The sequence below is a fragment of the Acinetobacter sp. 12966 genome, assembly GCF_031196995.1.
Lineage (GTDB): Bacteria > Pseudomonadota > Gammaproteobacteria > Pseudomonadales > Moraxellaceae > Acinetobacter > Acinetobacter geminorum.
On sequence record NZ_JAVIMC010000027.1, the window covers coordinates 1 to 16,494 of the forward strand.

Sequence of the window (16,494 nt, forward strand, 5' to 3'; positions counted from 1 at the left end):
ATACTTTTTGAAACACCACCAAATAAGAACGGGTGTTTAGCTTCAAATAAGAATATCTGTCCATTTAATAAGAATATGCAATTAATGCAATTTTGAAAAATCTAATTATAAAAGCCAATTATTTCAGCGAGATAATTGGCTTAAGTAAAGAGTCGTATTATTTGGTTATCCGCTGATCATCCCAATAACACGGTACTACAATCAAATTGTTTTCATGTAATCGTGACCATAATCGGATACCTAAATCTCGCTGCATATTTTGGACTGTGAAATTGGAAATCAGAAGGGTAGATTTCATGTTGTCATAACGACTATACAAAACCTTATGTACCATCTCCAGGCGTTTTTCATGCCGGTCATGCAGGCCATATTCATCAATCACTAATAAATCAAAACTGGAGAAATGGTCGATGACTTCTTTCTCAGAGCGTGAAGTATCTGACCAAGTATCCATCATTTTTTGAGCAATTTCTGCACTGGTATAGTAGCGTGCAGATTTTGTACTGTTATGCAGAATGTTGCGAATAATTGATGCACTCAGATGGGTTTTACCTGTACCCGGTGTACCAATCATCAACATGTTCGGGTTGTGGTCAGAAATAATTTGCTGTGCAAATGCCTGACATAGCTTGATGATATTGTCTTGTGCAGGGCATGCAACTACATAATTCTTGAAGCCACTATCCAGGTAGCGTTTATTGAGCCCTGAATTTTTAATTTTCTGTTGTAGCAATCGCTGTTGCAGTTCATCCTCATAGGCTGCATGTGAGTGATGCACGGTTTCTTTGGCACACAATTTACAGAGCCTGTGACCTGCGATTTCCATCAGGGGTGTATGATGGGTAGGACAGAGTGTTTCCGTTGTTTCTGAGTGAAACTGGAGTGTTTTAAGCATGGTATTCATGACTGATCTCCTAAATCCACTTTGAATTTTCTAAAAAATCCTCATTTTTTTCTTCAAAATTTGAAGATGAAGATGAAGATGAAGATGAAGATGAAGATGAAGATGAAGATGAAGATGAAGATGAAGATGAAGATGAAGATGAAGATGAAGGGCATGGTTCAAGCATGACTTGAGTAATACTCAGGCTCTTCTCTAGAGCTGCTTGAGCATTTACTTTTCGTTGCATAGTTGATGCTTGAGCATTACTTGCAGATTTATTCCAGCGTGCTTGAGCTGCATTTTTAGCTTTATCAGATTTCATCTGTTGATTTTGCAATGCTTGGTTTTTTAAACTGGTTAAAAAACTTGAAAGAATTTGTTCAGATTCGACTTCAAATAATTCCAATGCTGTCAGCGTATTCAACAAAGTTTTAGCCTTGGTATGCTGCGGTAATTTCGTGATGCTGCATACCGTTGCTAAATCATGAGGAATAGTTCCATTTTTCCAGAAATCCATCATTAACAGCAGTGATGCACCGATTTGCTCTGCAGTCATTCGTGCAAATTTTGCCTGTAAGTCGCCAATATAGAGTGGCATCCAAATTGAAATATCTTTATGCATGTGTTCACCTTTTTTATAGGTATAGAGGGGCTAAGGTCATCGATTGGACGACCTTGTATATTTATTAGATCAGGGAGCTAAGCTCATTAACCGGAGGCGAGCCTGTTGGGCCAGGTCGTCGTAATGGGCTTGTCCATCATCCAGCATTCGCTGTAGCCAAAGTCTCAACGCCTGGTGATCATCGAAGCATTTATTGATTTCCAGCAAAAAGGCCAGATTGTGCAGTTTGGGAATGTGTAACTCATGAATGAGTTCACGCGCGACCATATCTGCTTCTGGGCTAACGACTACACCACCAAAGAAAGCTTTACTATTCATGTGCAAGCTCCTCTGTATTTAGTCTTTCCAGCATGGCTTCAAATGCACTGCCATCGCGACGCGTAACATTGGGAATATAGCGGCTGTAAACACGGAACAGCATTTCAGTGGTCGAATGACCTAGCTGACGTGCAATCCATTCAGGATTTTCACCCGCAGATAACCAAAGTGTGGCAGCTGTGTGACGTGTTTGATAAGCACGACGAGGCGTTAATCCTAAAAAACGCAGGATAGGGTGCCATACACGCTTATTAACTAAACGGTAGTCTAGAGGACCACCATCACGGTTGCAGAAGACGAAGTCCGATTTTCCGTTGTTGAGGCTTTTCTGTTGCAGAAAGGCTTGGTACACCCGGTCATTCATCTGGATCGTGCGGTCAGAACCATACGTTTTGGTTCCACCAAGAACACCATTCACTAACGCTTCACGGATATGGATCTCACGACGTTGCAAGTCGATATTTTTCCATTGAAGGCCATCGATTTCACTGGTGCGCATACCCGTAAAAAAGCGGATGGTGTAATAAGGTTTAAAGTCGTCACGAACAGATGTAATAATTCGCTGAACTTCTTCAAGAGAGAAAGGCGTGACTTCAATCCGACCTTCTTTCAAACTTTTTATGTTTTTGTAAGGGCTATCAAAATCATATCGTTCGGATGCGCTATCTAGTATCATACGAAGTACTGTCATAATCTGGTTGATTCGTGATGGTGAAAGGCATTCTTGGTTATTTCCGTATGTCACTTTGGCGAGGGATGAACGGAATCCAAGGATGTCTGACTTTTTGATGTTAATAACAGAAATTGTTCCGAAATATGGAGTTAAATATTTTCGAATAACAATCCTAATTTTTTCTGCGTAGCTGCTACGCCATTCTATTTCTTTATCAGCAACCCATATTTCACAGTACTTAGAAAAAACAGGTGCTTTAGAACTCACTGCATTGATTTGGTTTTCAGCAGCTTTAATTTCTGCCAGTCGAGCACTTTTGGGAAAATATTTTGCATAATCAAATACACCTAAGAGCATTTCAGCTTCCATACGTTCAATCGCTTTTTCAAGTTTTTTGCGATTGTTAGGTGTGTCCTCCATTGCAGTTGTTTCACGGCAACGCTTATTTAAGTACCGAAAATCGATTGTAAGCTTGCCGTATCTAGTACGGATTGAAGCCATTGGCTTGAAACTCCTATTGTAGTTGTAGGCTATGTAGAGAACCGAACGAGGTTTTAGTCATGTCTTCCTCAATACGTTCCCAAACAAAAAGAATTTTGCGTCCACCAAATGGGCGAATGTAATGAACGCCTTCGAGTAAAACACTATCTTTGAGTTGATTTCGGATAGTACGCTCGTTGTAATGAATTCGTTCCGACAGTTCTTTTGTAGTAAGATACGTGAAGTTCATATGTATATCCTTTTAAAAAGTATCACAATGATGTTATTTAAGATCACAATGCAATACTATAAGCATTTAATACATCATGCAAGTACTTTATTACACAATGGTGGTAATTAATGATAGTTTGCAATTTACCAGTCTTATTAGCTGAGCGCAGAATGAAGGTTGCGGATGTTGCGCGTGAAACAGGGATGAGTAAAACTACTCTGCATAAACTCTATAATGGTCAATCGACGCGTATTGATTTTGAAACTATTGAAAAGCTCTGCTTATTGCTAAATGTAGAAGTAGGGGAGCTTCTAAAATTACAAGCTGATGAAGACTAAGTTAATGAAATATTAATAAAAATAAGGTGACCAAATTTGGTCACCTTCCTTTTTTGAAGTATTTTTAATTGTGAGAACAGTCGTTAAATCTGGCTCTTTGGGCAGAGTTTTTGAAACTAGAAATGATTAGTATTTGTCGATATTTTTATTGCGTGACCAAATTTGGTCACGATCCTATTTGATCTTGTAAAAATATTGAATTGAAAATAATAGAAGTCTAATGACATAGAAATTTTCGATGGAATAATTTTTTAAGCAGTTTTAGAAAGGGGTTCTTATCTTTTTGATTTATTGAAGGCACTTTTTGGTCACTTATGGTCACCTGCAAATTGAAGACGTTGGGATAGACGTTATTTGAAAGCAGTCTAAAAATCTTTCTTGTTTTAAAAAATCTAATAAAATCAACAATAAAAAAGCCCCCATCTTTCGATGAGGGCTTTCTGAATTTGGAGCGGGAAACGAGACTCGAACTCGCGACCCCAACCTTGGCAAGGTTATGCTCTACCAACTGAGCTATTCCCGCATATATAAGCAGTTTTTACTAAAACTTTCTCAAAAAAAACCAATTTGGAGCGGGAAACGAGACTCGAACTCGCGACCCCAACCTTGGCAAGGTTATGCTCTACCAACTGAGCTATTCCCGCGTGCCGCTTATAATACATTAAGCAAAACAAGGGTCAACAACTTTATGCAAATAATTATGCTGATTGCATAAAATAAAAACAGAAATGAGCATTTAGCGGTATTTCTATTGTTAAGTTGCCGAATAAATAGACATTTTGTTTGAAGTCAAAGCATACAAGAGCAACTTTTGTTTGTGTGTAGACAAGGTATACTAGGTTCAAATATACGAATAATCGTAAAAGGAAAAGCTATGAGCCTTGAACAACAGTTGATTGAACGGTTACAAACACTTGCACCTAGCCATTTGGAAGTGATCAATGAGTCTGCCGGGCACGGTGGTTATTTTCCAGGTAAGGAATCTCATTTTAAAGTGATTATAGTGAGCGACGAATTTAATGGATTGCGTTTGGTTCAACGTCATCAAAAAGTATACGCGTTAGCTTCTGATTTGATGAATCCGGGCCAAATTCATGCTTTAGCGATTCATGCTTATTTGCCAAGTGAGTGGCAAGGTCAAGCACCTGCTAGCCCAGAATGTGCACATGCACCTAAAAGCTAAGGGTTAATTTCATGGATGCACATTTACTCACTAAAATTATTCATATGACTGCGGTGGCTGCCGCACTTATGGTCTTCGTTTTACGCGCTTCAACTCTGTTTATAGGTGTTCAAGGTGAACAACCCAATCCAGCAGGGCGTAAAGTATTAGTTGCCTTACAACATTTGTCATTTACCGTAGTTTTCATTACGGGTGCAATTTTGTTAGTCATGAAAGACTTTCAAGTACAACCGTGGTTTTACGCTAAAATTATTCTATTTTTAGTGTTGTTATCTTCCCTGATGAAAGCCTTTAAAAAAGATGACACTCTTTTATTGGCACAGCGCCGTGCAGGTTTGGTCATTAGTGCGATTGCATTTATTGCTATTATTATCTTAGTGATTGTGAAACCTGTTTTTGCTTAATTGTTCTACATTCTTTGCCTTTTTGATTAAGCTCTAGGTTAAACTGCGTACAGTAAAATAATATGCAGAGGGAAACATGTTAACTCGTGTGGTGTTTAACCAAAAAGGCGGTGTAGGGAAATCAAGTATTACTGTAAATTTGGCTGCAATTAGTGCCAAACATGGCTTAAGAACATTGGTGATCGATCTTGATCCTCAAGCCAATTCTAGTCAGTATCTTTTAGGTGATGAAGCAACCTATTCTGCTGAAAAATCAATTTTAGAGCCAAATATCGAAAATTTCTTTGATGATGTGTTGGGCAACAATCAACAAAAAGGTCTAATCGGTAATGCATTAGGTTCAATTTTAAAAGCTCCAAGAAATAAAGATCTCGACAGTTTTGTTCATTCAACTCCTTTTGCAAAATTAGATGTGCTTCCAGCAAGTCCGACACTGGGCGCGCTTGAACATGCGCTTGAAAGTAAACATAAAATTTATAAATTACGTGATTCGATTCAAAACTTAGTCGGACGATATGACCGTATCTATATAGACACACCACCAGCATTTAACTTTTTTACTCTCTCTGCTCTGATTGCGGCAGATAAAGTACTTATTCCTTTCGACTGTGATGTTTTTTCAAAGCGTGCGTTACAAACATTGATTGAAAATGTTCTCGAAACGCAAGATGATCATAATGATCGCTTGGAAATTGAAGGAATTGTGGTGAATCAATTCCAATCCCAAGCAAAATTACCTCGGGAAGTGGTTCAGCAGTTAAAAGATGAAGGGTTGCCTGTACTCAATAGCATGTTACCGCCTTCAATTTTGATGAAAGAATCGCATCAGAAAAATTTACCTTTGGCCCATTTGGCACCCGAACATAAATTGACTCAAGCGTATGAGACATTGTTTGGTGAGATTGAGCCAAAACGATAAGAGAAAAATGATGAAAGGCTTATATATTGCGCCTTTAGTGGCAGCCACTTTACTTCTTGGCGCTTGTGCTACAACGGTAAAACCGACTTATGTGTCTCCAACACAATATCAATCTTTGAGCTGCCAACAGCTACAAAGTGAATATAACCGTATTCAGCAATATATCGACAATGGCGTGCAAACTCCAAAAAGTACAGGTATGGGTGTTGGTCTTGGACTCGGTGGTGGCTGGGGACGAGGTGGTTGGGGATTCGGTCCATCTATTTCTGTAAATATGGGACAGTCTTCTTCAACGAAAAATACTGAACTTTCACGTGTTTTAGGCCAACAAGAAGCAATTGTTCAGGCTGCTCAGTTTAAGAGCTGTCCAATTATTGTTCGTAAAAAGACCAATTAATAGTCAACTTTGCATCACAATATGCTAATTAAGGCATGTTGTGATGAATAAAGTTTAGCAAAATGTTTCATAATAAAATCAATATAAATAAATTAGTTATTAGTTTTTAAGCTTCTAAAATCCTGTATTTTTTGTAATCAATAAGCCTCATAAACTTGCTATATTTTGCCTATTTCGTTTAAGGTGGCCCCATCTTGGATATTATGGAAACTTTATGATTGAGAGTTGGTTTTTTGTATTAGCAATGTTGGCTGTTTTGCTCATTCCGGGGCCGACAAATGCTTTACTTGCAACCGCAGCTCATTCTCAAGGTTTATCTAAAGCTTTTTGGCTTATTCCAATGGAATGGTTAGGCTATGCTTATGGCATTAGCTTCTGGGCTGTATTCATTCATTTGGCAGCTCCAGTTTGGCCTGCGCTATTGCTCATTTTGCATATTACAAGTGTGGCATATGTGTTCTGGATGGCATTCCGATTATGGAAAACTACCCATTTACAACAATTTAGTCAAACTCACCGTAACATTCGCCCACGTCAATTATTCTTCTCAACCTTAAAAAATCCGAAATCCTTACTTTTTGCAGCAGGTATTTTTCCAGCCGAAACATGGAATTCGCCTGAAAATTGTCTAATTGTATTTGGTGTTTTTACATTGACTCTTATTCCTGTTGCGAGTTTCTGGATGATTTTTGGACGTGCACTATTAACGGGCCCAGTACAGAAAATAAAAGCCGATCATTTATATAAAGGATCGGCTATGTTACTCATTTTATGCATGCTTCCGGTGGTATTCCGTTTCTTTTAAACCAATCTCAAATCTTGGTTTTTCGGTTTTTTAGTTTTTCACGTATAAAGCCGATGATACCCGGTAAAACACTAATAATAATGATGCCAAAAATAAGATGAGTGAAGTTGTCTTTAACGATTGGCATATTTCCAAATAGATAGCCCAACGCAACAAAAGAAGCGACCCAACAAAATGCGCCAATCACATTATAAGTTAGGAAAAACTTATAGTTCATGCTGCCAGCACCCGCAACAAAAGGGGCAAAAGTACGGGCAAATGGAACAAAGCGAGCAAAAATAATTGTTTTGCCACCATGACGAGCAAAGAATTCTTGAGTTTTAATTAAATGCTGCTTATTAATGAATCGTGAATTCATTTCAAATACACGTGGCCCGATAAAACGACCAATATGGTAGTTCACTGTATCGCCTAAAACGGCAGCAATGAAGAGTAGAGCACCCAATAACCATGGATCCATCGCACCTGTAGATGCTGCTAAAGCACCAGCTGCAAATAGTAAACTATCTCCCGGTAAAAACGGCATAACCACTAAACCGGTTTCGACAAAGATAATTAAAAATAAAATGCCATAAATCCACGTCCCGTAATTTGTAATAAACTCGGCGAGATGCTGATCAACGTGTAGAATAAAATCAAGAAGTTCCATGAGATGATTAAGTGGTAAACCGTGCTCAAATCCTAGCAGTGAGCCTATAGAAAGTCAGTATAAAACATCAAAAATATACAAATTGATCATCCTGTTTGTGCAACGATACATATGGATTTTGAGTATTTAATTATCAATGTCCCAAACCTAGAATGAGCTCATCAATAAATAAGCATTTAAATAAAGGTGGCAAAATGTTTAATCCAAATGTAGTGGTCAAAAATATCGTAACGCAATCAGGCGCGGACAGTTTTATTAGCCTTATTGCTCGTCTTCTTATGGCTTATATCTTCCTTGTTGCTGGTTGGGGGAAAATTACCGGTTATGCAGCAACTGCAGGATATATGGAAGCAATGGGTGTACCAGGTGGAATTCTTCCATTAGTTATCTTGGTTGAGTTTGGTGGTGGTTTAGCCTTGTTATTTGGTTTCCAAGCACGCTTTGCAGCTTTTGGTCTTGGTATCTTTAGTATTTTAACTGCATTCTTGTTCCACCAAGGTGGGGCTGACGCAGCAGCACAATACAATAATGGCATCCATTTTATGAAAAACTTAGCAATGGCAGGTGGTTTATTCTTCCTAATGCTTCATGGTGCTGGCCGTATTAGTCTGGATCATGCAATCGAAAAATAAGATATAAGACAAAAGAAAACCGGATGAGCAATTCATCCGGTTTTTTATTTCTTTATTTAAAAATTAAAGCATAAATTGGATTTGCAATTCCCCAACCACGAAACCAAGAACTGCGCCGACTGCAATCAAGGCCCACTCATCTTCTTTAAATGCAGGACGTAACATCCCTTCAAATTCAGAAGGTGTTAATTTTTGCATACGTTCAATGAGTGTGCTACGAATATTCATTGCATCTTCTGCATAAGACTCTACATATTTCATCGTCTCTGGAAGCTGTTGCATAATACGTTCAGCAACTTGTGATTTCATATTCTGATATTTTTCTCCGCCAATTGCATATACAACTAACGGACGAATAACCCCAGCTTGCATATCAATTTCTTGTTTGATATGGCGGTTAACCAGATCAATAACACGTGCTGAATGTGTACCCGAAAATAACTCTTCCATCATGTGACGTGAAGTTAAAAGCTGTTTAGAAATTAAAGCTGCATAGTCAGCTGCAACTTCATTTTGACGTTTAATAAACAGGCCTTGCCATGTGTAACCCAATATCTTTTTAGGATAAAGTGGTCTAAACATCATTTGCAGTGCAATCCAGTCACTGAAGAAACCCACAAAACCACCAAACAAAGGTAGCATCCAAGGATATTTTCCTTGAGTGACAATCCAGCACAGCATCTGAATCACACCGATACCGAAGCCAAATACGAAACCCACATTACTGAAAAATTTAAATTCTTGTTTCCCTACACGTTTAAAAATATTGTTGAGTAAACGTTTATCTTTAAGCAAGTTGCTGATAACCAGATGTTTAATATCAAAGTATCGATTCACATCACGCTGTACTTCGCTCATGATGTGTTCAACGATTTCGGGTGCTTTGGATTGCACACGACGGATGAGTCTTTGGCGAGCAAATTCTGGCATGCCTTCCCATAAACCGGGCTGATACTCTTGAGCAACGTCACGGGTAATATCTTCAGCCGCTGCAAGTAGAGGTTTTTCTATTTCTTTGGCAATACGTTTAGGATCTAGGCGTGCAAAAATTTCTTCAGGTTTAATCAGCTTTGCTGTCATGAGTTCAACAGCAATGGTTGCCATTTTCTCGGCCTTGCGAGGCACAATGCCTTGCCAACCCAAAAATGGTTTAATACCTTTAAATTCAAGTGGTGAAAACATCATCTGGATGGCAACCACCTTGGTGATATAGCCAATTAAACCACTCATAAAAGGAATAGAGACATACAACCAAAAATGTTGCTGGAAATCTGCAATCATAGTTTGAAGCATTGTTGTTCCTTAGATTTCTATTGATTTTGATAGGGGGCAACAAGCCATAAAAATGGATAATTGTTTAAGCACAGACAAATATCGCTTATGGTATTTACCTTTCCATGGTAATGCCTGTTTTATCGGCTCATCTTAACATCAAATCCAAGACGATGTTGCATAGAATGTGATGAATTTATCAATACACATGGAGTTTTTAAGCGTAACCCATACAGTTGATAAATATAAGTAAATTTTGATTTATATCAAACAATTCAATTATAGAAATGATTCTGATATGAAAAAAATAAGATATATGATGATTTGCGGTGCGTCGAAGCGCGAAAAATGTTAAAATGGCGCGCTTAATTCTTTTGCCATTTAGTGGTTTGTCATGACTACCAATACTCAAATTACTGAAGATCGTATCCTGATTTTGGATTTCGGCTCTCAATATAGTCAGCTCATTGCACGTCGTGTGCGTGAAGCTGGTGTTTACTCTGAAATGTATGCTTTTGATATGTCTGAAGAAGACATTCGCGCTTTTAAGCCAAATGGCATTATTTTGTCAGGTGGACCTGAGAGTGTGCATGAAGAAGGCAGCCCTCGTGCACCACAAGTGGTGTTTGAGTTAGGCGTTCCAGTATTGGGTATTTGCTATGGCTTGCAAACCATGTCTGAACAGTTAGGCGGTAAAGTTGAGCCTGGTACTGTGCATGAGTTTGGTTATGCCGAAGTTGATATCGTTAAACGCGACCAACTGATTGGCAACTTACAAGACCGTGAAAACCAACTTCATGTTTGGATGAGTCATGGCGATAAAGTTAGCCAAATTCCAGAAGGCTTTACGATTACTGCAAGCACACCAAGTTGTCCAGTTGCTGCTGTAAGTGATGAAGCACGTCGTTTCTATGGCGTGCAATTCCACCCAGAAGTAACACACACGGCAAAAGGTGAAGAGTTACTTGCGAACTTCGTTCATAAAATTTGTGGATGTGGTGGTCTTTGGACACCTGAACACATTATTGATTTACGTGTAGAACAATTACGTGAACAAATCGGTAATGAAAAAGTTCTTTTAGGCCTTTCTGGTGGTGTTGATTCATCTGTCGTTGCTGCTCTTTTACATAAAGCAATTGGCGACCAGTTAACATGTGTATTTGTTGATAATGGTTTACTTCGCTTAAACGAAGGCGATCAAGTGATGCAAATGTTTGCTGAAAACATGGGTATCCGTGTTATTCGTGCAGATGCTGAACAACGTTTCTTAACTGCATTGGCTGGTGAAGTTGATCCAGAGAAAAAACGTAAAATCATTGGCCGTGAGTTTATTGAAGTATTTGCTGAAGAAGCACGTAAACTTGATGGTGTGAAATTCTTGGCACAAGGTACGATTTACCCAGACGTAATCGAATCTGCTGCAAGCAAACAAGGTAAAGCACATGTAATTAAATCACACCATAACGTGGGTGGTTTACCAGAAGATTTAGCATTTGAATTGGTAGAACCTTTACGCGACTTGTTCAAAGACGAAGTTCGTAAATTAGGTACTACACTTGGCTTGCCACATAGCATGATTTACCGTCATCCATTCCCGGGCCCTGGTTTAGGTGTCCGTATTTTGGGTGAAGTGAAAAAAGAATATGCAGATATTCTTCGTCTTGCTGATGACATCTTCATGCAAGAGCTTCGTGACAGTGGTTGGTATGATAAAACTGCTCAAGCTTTTGCCGTATTCCAACCTGTTAAGTCAGTTGGTGTAGTAGGTGATGGTCGTCGTTATGCATGGGTAATTGCGCTTCGTGCAGTTGAAACGGTTGACTTTATGACAGCTCGTTTTGCACATTTACCATACGAATTGGTTGATAAAATCTCAACGCGTATTATGAATGAAATTAAAGATGTATCACGTGTTGTATACGACGTGTCATCTAAACCACCAGCAACGATTGAGTGGGAATAATCAAATGAAAAGGCAGGATTAAATCCTGCCTTTTTTTATGTTTATTGATAAAAATATTATTTATGTTTATCGATATACTGGTGACTAGTAATAAAAAAAATACTTTGATTTGAACCAAAACGTTCTACTGATTTGCCAAAAATCATTCCAACACGTTCTAGCAATTTGATAGATGCTTTGTTCTGTGTTTGAGTCTCGGCTATTACTTTCTTAAGATTTAATTCATTAAATGAATAATTTAAAACAAATTCAAGTGCTTGAGTTGCATATCCATATCCCATATATTCCGGCAGCAATTCATATGATACTTCGATATCTGAGCCGTCATGATGGGTATCCAGAGATATAATTCCTAAAAAATTATGATTAGTAGAAGATCGAATTGCCCAAATAGGTAATTTACTTGGAGTATTAATATCAGCATGTGCTCGTGTTTGAGCTAAAGATACTTCCAATGGGCCGCCTAAATACTTTCTAGTCGTATCATTTGTATAAAGTCTAACTAAATTAGAGGCATCTGCTAATGTTAAATCGCTTAAATAACACAAGTGCATATTATTTATGATTAAAGAGAAAAATTAACATATTACATTTTATAAGAAATTCATCCTAAATATTATTTTCTTTCGTCAGCTTAAACTTTTTCTCAGAAAACTAGCTAGTAAGATGCTTGAGCACTCTTTTTTATTACTTAGCTTTTAAAGCTCAAAATTAATTTTGATAACTATCAAAGCAATAGATCAACTCTTATTACTTTTACTTGATAAAAGATATATTAAGATATATCTTAATAGTTATAAATTGATCATTTGGGGTCTTAAAAGATGAAACAACAATCAGAACAGCATCATGCTGAACATCATCGTTCGGGACGCCGTGGAAGACTTTTTGAAGCTGGACGCATGAAACTTTTAGTGCTTCATCTCATTCAGCAAAGCCCAAAACATGGTTATGAAATTATTAAAGAAATAAGTGATTTGGTGGGCGATGGCTATACGCCAAGTGCAGGAACAATTTATCCAACGTTAACTAGCCTTGAAGAAATGAATTTAATTAATTTGCTAGATGTTGAGCGTAAGCAATATCAAATCACGGAATTTGGGAAAGCTTACTTAACTGAACAACAAGACAAATTGAACGAACTATTAGAAAAACTACGCTTAAGACGAGAAATCCACAGTAATGATGAATTAATTGAAATTCATCGTGCAATGGAAAACCTAAAAACAGCCTTACGTTTGAAGTTGAACTCTGCTGGTTTCCAACAAGAGCAGATTTTTCAAATTGCCGAAAAAATTGACCAAGCTGCGGTTGCGATTGGGCGCCTATAAGTCGACCTTAAGCAAATTGAAATTATTCAAAGTTATTAATTTTTAAGAGAGAATTTTTATATGAAACAACATCAATATCATGTCACGGTTCAACACTTAAAAAATGCGAAAGGAGAGGCCTCTACCTATACTGAACGTCTTGAATTCTATACGGGAAATCATGACGATATTTTTGAAATTGTCGAGCGCTTAAAAAAAGCAGATTTTTTTGATGATGAAACAACAAAATCTTTTGGTGTTGGCTTGAAGTTATCTAGTGAAGTCATGTTAGAAAATCGAGACCATCCACTATTTCAAGAGTTTCTCCCACAATTTGGTCAATTTATGAAAAACCTAAAACAACTCGTTAAAACTCAATCAACTTAAGCTGCTCAGTGCAGCTTTTATTTTTCTATAATTAAAAAATGGATTGTCTCATTCATAGCACCCTGTGTATTACTAAAAGACTATATTGAATAATGAATGTATTGTTAAGATCAATATAACAACTCATTGCAAAAGCATAGGTAAAAGAGAGTAATATCATGAGCAATAATAATGATTACGATATTTCTGATTCAAAGGATTGCGAGAAATTTGCCAATCAGTTTATTCAGGAGTTTCCAATTCGCTCTGCTGAAATTGGACAGGGGACAGTCATTAAGCGGGCTTTACCTAGCCGACAAAAACGAATGATTGGTGCGTGGTGTTTCTTGGATCATGCCGGCCCAGTGACCTTCCCTGCGGGTGATGGTTTAGATGTTGGTCCTCATCCTCACATTGGTTTACAAACCTTCACGTGGATGATTGAAGGCACCATGATGCATACCGATAGCTTAGGCTCAAAACAACTAATTCGTCCTAAGCAAGTTAATTTGATGACAGCGGGACACGGAATTTCGCATACAGAAGTTGCACCTGATACAGAAACTCAAATGCACGCTGCTCAGCTCTGGATTGCTTTGCCAGATGATAAGCGCAACATGGATCCGAAATTTGAACATTATCCTGAACTGCCTGTGGTTGAGAAAGACGGTCTAGAATTTACCGTGCTTGTGGGTGAATATTTGGCAACTACTTCTCCAGTCTCGGTACATACGCCATTAGTGGGTGTTGACTTAATTGCTACCCAAGATACTAAAACCCGCATTCCATTAAATCCTGAGTTTGAATATGGTTTTATGGCATTAGATGGTGTTGCCCATGTGAATGGTCATGAGTTAACGGCTGACAACATGGTGGTATTAGATACGGGTCTTAGTGAGATCGAAATTGAAGTAAAGAAAGGGAACCGTGTGCTGTTAGTTGGTGGTGAACCGTTTGAAACTCCAATTTTACTATGGTGGAATTTTGTTGCACGTACAATGGATGATTTAAAAGAAGCCCGTGAGCAATGGATTAACCATGATGCACGTTTTGGTGAGATTCCAGATTATGTTGGTGCACGTTTAGAAGCCCCTGTTCTTCCAGATCAAATGAGAGCATCAAAATGACAGCAGTAATCGCAAGCAGTAAAGCAAAGCCCCTTACTGAACAATGGAAGGGCGAAATCACCAGTGGTCGCCATCAATATTTTTGTGATGAGCCAGAGAAGTTGGAGGGGCAAGATCAAGGCCCAGCACCATATGATTTGCTTACTGGGAGTTTAGCAGCGTGTACGCTCATTACTTTAAGAATGTATGCAAAGCATAAGGGTTATGATTTTGGTGAGTTTTCGGTTGAAATTGATTTTCATACCAATAGAGAGCATGAAGAACATATAGAACGTCGTATTGTTTTTAAAGACTTGCCAAACGAAGAGCTTCAACAAAAAATCTTAGCGGTATGCGGTAAAACCCCAGTCACTAAAACTTTGTTACGTAGTTTAGACATTCATACTGTGCTTGTTACAGCGTAAAAATGCTATTTTGTTGAGGTGGATGATTTTATATCCATCCCACAAATGGAATAAAGCAGCATGTTCACATGCTGTTTTTTATGTAAAAAAGAAAAATAAAAGCAGGCAATAACATGATTAGTGTACACCACCTGGAATGTTCGCGTTCATTTCGAATTTTATGGGCTTTAGAAGAGTTAGGCTTAGATTATGATATTCATTATTATCAGCGCCTACCTAACTATTCCGCTCCAGAAACATTGAAATGTATTCATCCTTTGGGTAAGGCTCCAATTCTGACAGATGATGAGCAAGTCATCGCAGAATCTGCTGTGATCTTGGAATATCTACAGCAACGTTATGATCAGAATCAACAATTTAAACCTACACAGCCCCAAGATTTACAGCAGTATATTTATTGGATGCACTATGCAGAAGGCTCACTCATGCCACTCTTAGTCATGACTTTGGTCATGAATAATGTAAATAAGCATGTGCCATGGTTAATTCAGCCAGTAGCAAAAAAAATCACAGAAGGGGTGAAAGCAAATTTTGTTCGCCCGCGTATGAAAGATCATATTAGTTTTTTAGAAAACTATTTGGCAGAGCATGAATATTTTGCAGGTGACTTTTCCTTTGCTGATATTCAAATGAGTTTTCCTTTAGAGGCTTTGCAAACGCGTTTGCAAGGTAAGTATCCTCATATTCAGGCTTTTTTACATCGTATTCGACGAAGGGTAGCGTTTCAAAAAGCGAAAAAAAAGGGAATTGGTTCTAATGAAAGGAATTGTGCTGATATTTAAAAGAAAAGGAACAAATATTTGTTCCTTTTTTATTTTCACTTTACTTGCGTTTGATCACAATAGAATCAATGCCGCTGTGTTGTAAGGTTTGCTGCGCAGCTAAAGCAGCGTCTTGAGTGTCATATGGTCCGGAAATAACGCGATACCATGTTTGTCCGTTTTCAGTACTTTTGACTACATCAGCAGATAAACCATTTAAAATGATTTCTGCACGGCGGGCATCAGCCTGATCAGGATCATTATAACTACGAACTTGTAAAATATAGGTGGGTTGCTGAGGAGTTGTAGCTGACTGATTCGGGTCAATTCCTGCACTTTCTGAAGCAGCTGGTTGAGTTACACTTGGTGCCTCAACAATCATGGCCGTGCCTTGATTTTTGCTTTCAGGAATCGCTTGTTCCGGAATAGGCGTTACTTGCTGTTGGGGTAATAGATCGTAGAAACGATAGTCTTTATTGGTATCTTCTTCTTGATAGTGTTCAGAAGTAATCTGATTTTTTGCAGGAACAGGTTGCCAAGGTTTCCAAAGCATAATCATTACAGCGATACATAAGACCGCCAAAATAGCGACAAGTGTCCCTAACCATTTGGGAATTAGGGGCTTTTTAGGCTTGTTAGGTCTTTCAGATACACCGCGTTGCGTTTTGCCAAACACGTGGATTATTCCTCTGTATTTTGATTGTTTTAATTCGAGTTTGATTCTCGTATTACGATGCTAAAAACAGTGGTCTGTAT

Annotated in this window: 22 protein-coding genes and 2 tRNA genes; 13 read left to right on the forward strand and 11 right to left on the reverse strand. The window is 38.2% G+C overall.

What is annotated here, in order from left to right:
• Positions 1 to 157: 157 nt before the first annotated feature.
• From RFW85_RS05385 to RFW85_RS05405, 5 genes are all read right to left on the reverse strand, one after another.
• Entirely contained in the window at positions 158 to 904 is a 747-nt protein-coding gene (locus tag RFW85_RS05385) for an ATP-binding protein (RefSeq protein WP_068534509.1), read from the reverse strand.
• Positions 905 to 914: 10 nt separating this feature from the next.
• On the reverse strand, positions 915 to 1,505 hold the full coding sequence (locus RFW85_RS05390) for a DUF1376 domain-containing protein (RefSeq protein WP_119686928.1): 591 nt from the start codon (positions 1,503 to 1,505) through the stop codon (positions 915 to 917).
• A 69-nt stretch (positions 1,506 to 1,574) separates the two neighbouring features.
• Complete coding sequence (locus tag RFW85_RS05395; RefSeq protein WP_004684367.1) at positions 1,575 to 1,823, reverse strand: hypothetical protein; 249 nt, start codon at positions 1,821 to 1,823, stop codon at positions 1,575 to 1,577.
• Entirely contained in the window at positions 1,816 to 2,997 is a 1,182-nt protein-coding gene (locus tag RFW85_RS05400) for an Arm DNA-binding domain-containing protein (RefSeq protein WP_004684368.1), read from the reverse strand. Before RFW85_RS05400 ends, RFW85_RS05395 begins: the two co-directional genes overlap by 8 nt.
• A 13-nt stretch (positions 2,998 to 3,010) precedes the next feature.
• A complete protein-coding gene (locus tag RFW85_RS05405; RefSeq protein ID WP_004684369.1) occupies positions 3,011 to 3,226 on the reverse strand; it encodes a hypothetical protein in 216 nt (71 codons plus the stop codon).
• A gap of 110 nt (positions 3,227 to 3,336) precedes the next feature.
• Here RFW85_RS05405 and RFW85_RS05410 point away from each other — a divergent pair, with 110 nt between their 5' ends.
• Positions 3,337 to 3,546: a helix-turn-helix transcriptional regulator gene (locus RFW85_RS05410; RefSeq protein ID WP_017396932.1), complete on the forward strand. Its 210-nt coding sequence runs from the start codon at positions 3,337 to 3,339 to the stop codon at positions 3,544 to 3,546.
• 447 nt (positions 3,547 to 3,993) lie between these two features.
• Here the strand turns inward: RFW85_RS05410 and RFW85_RS05415 are convergent.
• Positions 3,994 to 4,069: transfer RNA gene (locus RFW85_RS05415), tRNA-Gly, on the reverse strand.
• Positions 4,070 to 4,114: 45 nt separating this feature from the next.
• A tRNA-Gly gene (locus RFW85_RS05420) sits at positions 4,115 to 4,190 on the reverse strand.
• 230 nt (positions 4,191 to 4,420) lie between these two features.
• Here RFW85_RS05420 and RFW85_RS05425 point away from each other — a divergent pair.
• From RFW85_RS05425 to RFW85_RS05445, 5 genes are all read left to right on the forward strand, one after another.
• On the forward strand, positions 4,421 to 4,729 hold the full coding sequence (locus RFW85_RS05425) for a BolA family transcriptional regulator (RefSeq protein ID WP_002114074.1): 309 nt from the start codon (positions 4,421 to 4,423) through the stop codon (positions 4,727 to 4,729).
• Positions 4,730 to 4,740: 11 nt separating this feature from the next.
• On the forward strand, positions 4,741 to 5,133 hold the full coding sequence (locus RFW85_RS05430; protein ID WP_005071964.1) for a SirB2 family protein: 393 nt from the start codon (positions 4,741 to 4,743) through the stop codon (positions 5,131 to 5,133).
• A 76-nt stretch (positions 5,134 to 5,209) separates the two neighbouring features.
• On the forward strand, positions 5,210 to 6,052 hold the full coding sequence (locus tag RFW85_RS05435; protein ID WP_005071966.1) for a ParA family protein: 843 nt from the start codon (positions 5,210 to 5,212) through the stop codon (positions 6,050 to 6,052).
• Positions 6,053 to 6,062: 10 nt separating this feature from the next.
• On the forward strand, positions 6,063 to 6,449 hold the full coding sequence (locus RFW85_RS05440) for a hypothetical protein (RefSeq protein WP_069036565.1): 387 nt from the start codon (positions 6,063 to 6,065) through the stop codon (positions 6,447 to 6,449).
• A 214-nt stretch (positions 6,450 to 6,663) separates the two neighbouring features.
• A complete protein-coding gene (locus RFW85_RS05445; RefSeq protein WP_069036564.1) occupies positions 6,664 to 7,254 on the forward strand; it encodes a LysE family translocator in 591 nt (196 codons plus the stop codon).
• 7 nt (positions 7,255 to 7,261) lie between these two features.
• On the opposite strand, the gene RFW85_RS05450 is transcribed toward RFW85_RS05445, so the two are convergent.
• Positions 7,262 to 7,903 carry a DedA family protein gene (locus tag RFW85_RS05450; protein ID WP_069036563.1) on the reverse strand — a complete coding sequence of 214 codons (642 nt, stop codon included), beginning with the start codon at positions 7,901 to 7,903 and terminating at the stop codon, positions 7,262 to 7,264.
• Positions 7,904 to 8,097: 194 nt separating this feature from the next.
• Here RFW85_RS05450 and RFW85_RS05455 point away from each other — a divergent pair, with 194 nt between their 5' ends.
• Positions 8,098 to 8,535, forward strand: a complete 438-nt coding sequence (locus RFW85_RS05455; RefSeq protein ID WP_002114126.1) for a DoxX family protein — start codon at positions 8,098 to 8,100, stop codon at positions 8,533 to 8,535.
• Positions 8,536 to 8,598: 63 nt separating this feature from the next.
• Here the strand turns inward: RFW85_RS05455 and RFW85_RS05460 are convergent, their stop codons facing one another.
• Complete coding sequence (locus tag RFW85_RS05460; protein ID WP_309171235.1) at positions 8,599 to 9,816, reverse strand: DUF445 family protein; 1,218 nt, start codon at positions 9,814 to 9,816, stop codon at positions 8,599 to 8,601.
• Between the two features lie 385 nt (positions 9,817 to 10,201).
• Between RFW85_RS05460 and guaA the strand changes: the two genes are divergently transcribed.
• Entirely contained in the window at positions 10,202 to 11,770 is a 1,569-nt protein-coding gene (gene guaA / locus RFW85_RS05465) for a glutamine-hydrolyzing GMP synthase (protein WP_002114136.1), read from the forward strand.
• A gap of 56 nt (positions 11,771 to 11,826) precedes the next feature.
• Here guaA and RFW85_RS05470 read toward each other — a convergent pair whose 3' ends face one another.
• Positions 11,827 to 12,324: a GNAT family N-acetyltransferase gene (locus RFW85_RS05470; protein WP_069036562.1), complete on the reverse strand. Its 498-nt coding sequence runs from the start codon at positions 12,322 to 12,324 to the stop codon at positions 11,827 to 11,829.
• A gap of 270 nt (positions 12,325 to 12,594) precedes the next feature.
• Between RFW85_RS05470 and RFW85_RS05475 the strand changes: the two genes are divergently transcribed.
• From RFW85_RS05475 to RFW85_RS05495, 5 genes are all read left to right on the forward strand, one after another.
• Positions 12,595 to 13,101: a PadR family transcriptional regulator gene (locus RFW85_RS05475; protein WP_069036561.1), complete on the forward strand. Its 507-nt coding sequence runs from the start codon at positions 12,595 to 12,597 to the stop codon at positions 13,099 to 13,101.
• 60 nt (positions 13,102 to 13,161) lie between these two features.
• Positions 13,162 to 13,467 carry a DUF3861 domain-containing protein gene (locus RFW85_RS05480; RefSeq protein ID WP_069036560.1) on the forward strand — a complete coding sequence of 102 codons (306 nt, stop codon included), beginning with the start codon at positions 13,162 to 13,164 and terminating at the stop codon, positions 13,465 to 13,467.
• A gap of 158 nt (positions 13,468 to 13,625) precedes the next feature.
• On the forward strand, positions 13,626 to 14,573 hold the full coding sequence (locus tag RFW85_RS05485) for a pirin family protein (RefSeq protein WP_309171227.1): 948 nt from the start codon (positions 13,626 to 13,628) through the stop codon (positions 14,571 to 14,573).
• The gene (locus tag RFW85_RS05490) at positions 14,570 to 14,977 is read left to right on the forward strand and encodes an OsmC family protein (protein ID WP_046813010.1); all 408 of its coding nucleotides are present in this window, start codon (positions 14,570 to 14,572) and stop codon (positions 14,975 to 14,977) included. The genes RFW85_RS05485 and RFW85_RS05490 overlap by 4 nt, the downstream gene beginning before the upstream one ends.
• Positions 14,978 to 15,090: 113 nt before the next feature.
• Positions 15,091 to 15,759, forward strand: a complete 669-nt coding sequence (locus RFW85_RS05495; protein ID WP_170249061.1) for a glutathione S-transferase — start codon at positions 15,091 to 15,093, stop codon at positions 15,757 to 15,759.
• Positions 15,760 to 15,799: 40 nt separating this feature from the next.
• On the opposite strand, the gene RFW85_RS05500 is transcribed toward RFW85_RS05495, so the two are convergent.
• Positions 15,800 to 16,414: an SPOR domain-containing protein gene (locus tag RFW85_RS05500; RefSeq protein WP_309171228.1), complete on the reverse strand. Its 615-nt coding sequence runs from the start codon at positions 16,412 to 16,414 to the stop codon at positions 15,800 to 15,802.
• Positions 16,415 to 16,494 lie beyond the last annotated feature (80 nt).

Bases quoted from the DNA above. Each gene is read 5' to 3' on its own strand.
- RFW85_RS05385 (WP_068534509.1), bottom strand. From the start codon at position 904: ATGAATACCATGCTTAAAACACTCCAGTTTCACTCAGAAACAACGGAA.
- RFW85_RS05390 (WP_119686928.1), bottom strand. From the start codon at position 1,505: ATGCATAAAGATATTTCAATTTGGATGCCACTCTATATTGGCGACTTA.
- RFW85_RS05395 (WP_004684367.1), bottom strand. From the start codon at position 1,823: ATGAATAGTAAAGCTTTCTTTGGTGGTGTAGTCGTTAGCCCAGAAGCA.
- RFW85_RS05400 (WP_004684368.1), bottom strand. From the start codon at position 2,997: ATGGCTTCAATCCGTACTAGATACGGCAAGCTTACAATCGATTTTCGG.
- RFW85_RS05405 (WP_004684369.1), bottom strand. From the start codon at position 3,226: ATGAACTTCACGTATCTTACTACAAAAGAACTGTCGGAACGAATTCAT.
- RFW85_RS05410 (WP_017396932.1), top strand. From the start codon at position 3,337: ATGATAGTTTGCAATTTACCAGTCTTATTAGCTGAGCGCAGAATGAAG.
- RFW85_RS05425 (WP_002114074.1), top strand. From the start codon at position 4,421: ATGAGCCTTGAACAACAGTTGATTGAACGGTTACAAACACTTGCACCT.
- RFW85_RS05430 (WP_005071964.1), top strand. From the start codon at position 4,741: ATGGATGCACATTTACTCACTAAAATTATTCATATGACTGCGGTGGCT.
- RFW85_RS05435 (WP_005071966.1), top strand. From the start codon at position 5,210: ATGTTAACTCGTGTGGTGTTTAACCAAAAAGGCGGTGTAGGGAAATCA.
- RFW85_RS05440 (WP_069036565.1), top strand. From the start codon at position 6,063: ATGAAAGGCTTATATATTGCGCCTTTAGTGGCAGCCACTTTACTTCTT.
- RFW85_RS05445 (WP_069036564.1), top strand. From the start codon at position 6,664: ATGATTGAGAGTTGGTTTTTTGTATTAGCAATGTTGGCTGTTTTGCTC.
- RFW85_RS05450 (WP_069036563.1), bottom strand. From the start codon at position 7,903: ATGGAACTTCTTGATTTTATTCTACACGTTGATCAGCATCTCGCCGAG.
- RFW85_RS05455 (WP_002114126.1), top strand. From the start codon at position 8,098: ATGTTTAATCCAAATGTAGTGGTCAAAAATATCGTAACGCAATCAGGC.
- RFW85_RS05460 (WP_309171235.1), bottom strand. From the start codon at position 9,816: ATGATTGCAGATTTCCAGCAACATTTTTGGTTGTATGTCTCTATTCCT.
- guaA (WP_002114136.1), top strand. From the start codon at position 10,202: ATGACTACCAATACTCAAATTACTGAAGATCGTATCCTGATTTTGGAT.
- RFW85_RS05470 (WP_069036562.1), bottom strand. From the start codon at position 12,324: ATGCACTTGTGTTATTTAAGCGATTTAACATTAGCAGATGCCTCTAAT.
- RFW85_RS05475 (WP_069036561.1), top strand. From the start codon at position 12,595: ATGAAACAACAATCAGAACAGCATCATGCTGAACATCATCGTTCGGGA.
- RFW85_RS05480 (WP_069036560.1), top strand. From the start codon at position 13,162: ATGAAACAACATCAATATCATGTCACGGTTCAACACTTAAAAAATGCG.
- RFW85_RS05485 (WP_309171227.1), top strand. From the start codon at position 13,626: ATGAGCAATAATAATGATTACGATATTTCTGATTCAAAGGATTGCGAG.
- RFW85_RS05490 (WP_046813010.1), top strand. From the start codon at position 14,570: ATGACAGCAGTAATCGCAAGCAGTAAAGCAAAGCCCCTTACTGAACAA.
- RFW85_RS05495 (WP_170249061.1), top strand. From the start codon at position 15,091: ATGATTAGTGTACACCACCTGGAATGTTCGCGTTCATTTCGAATTTTA.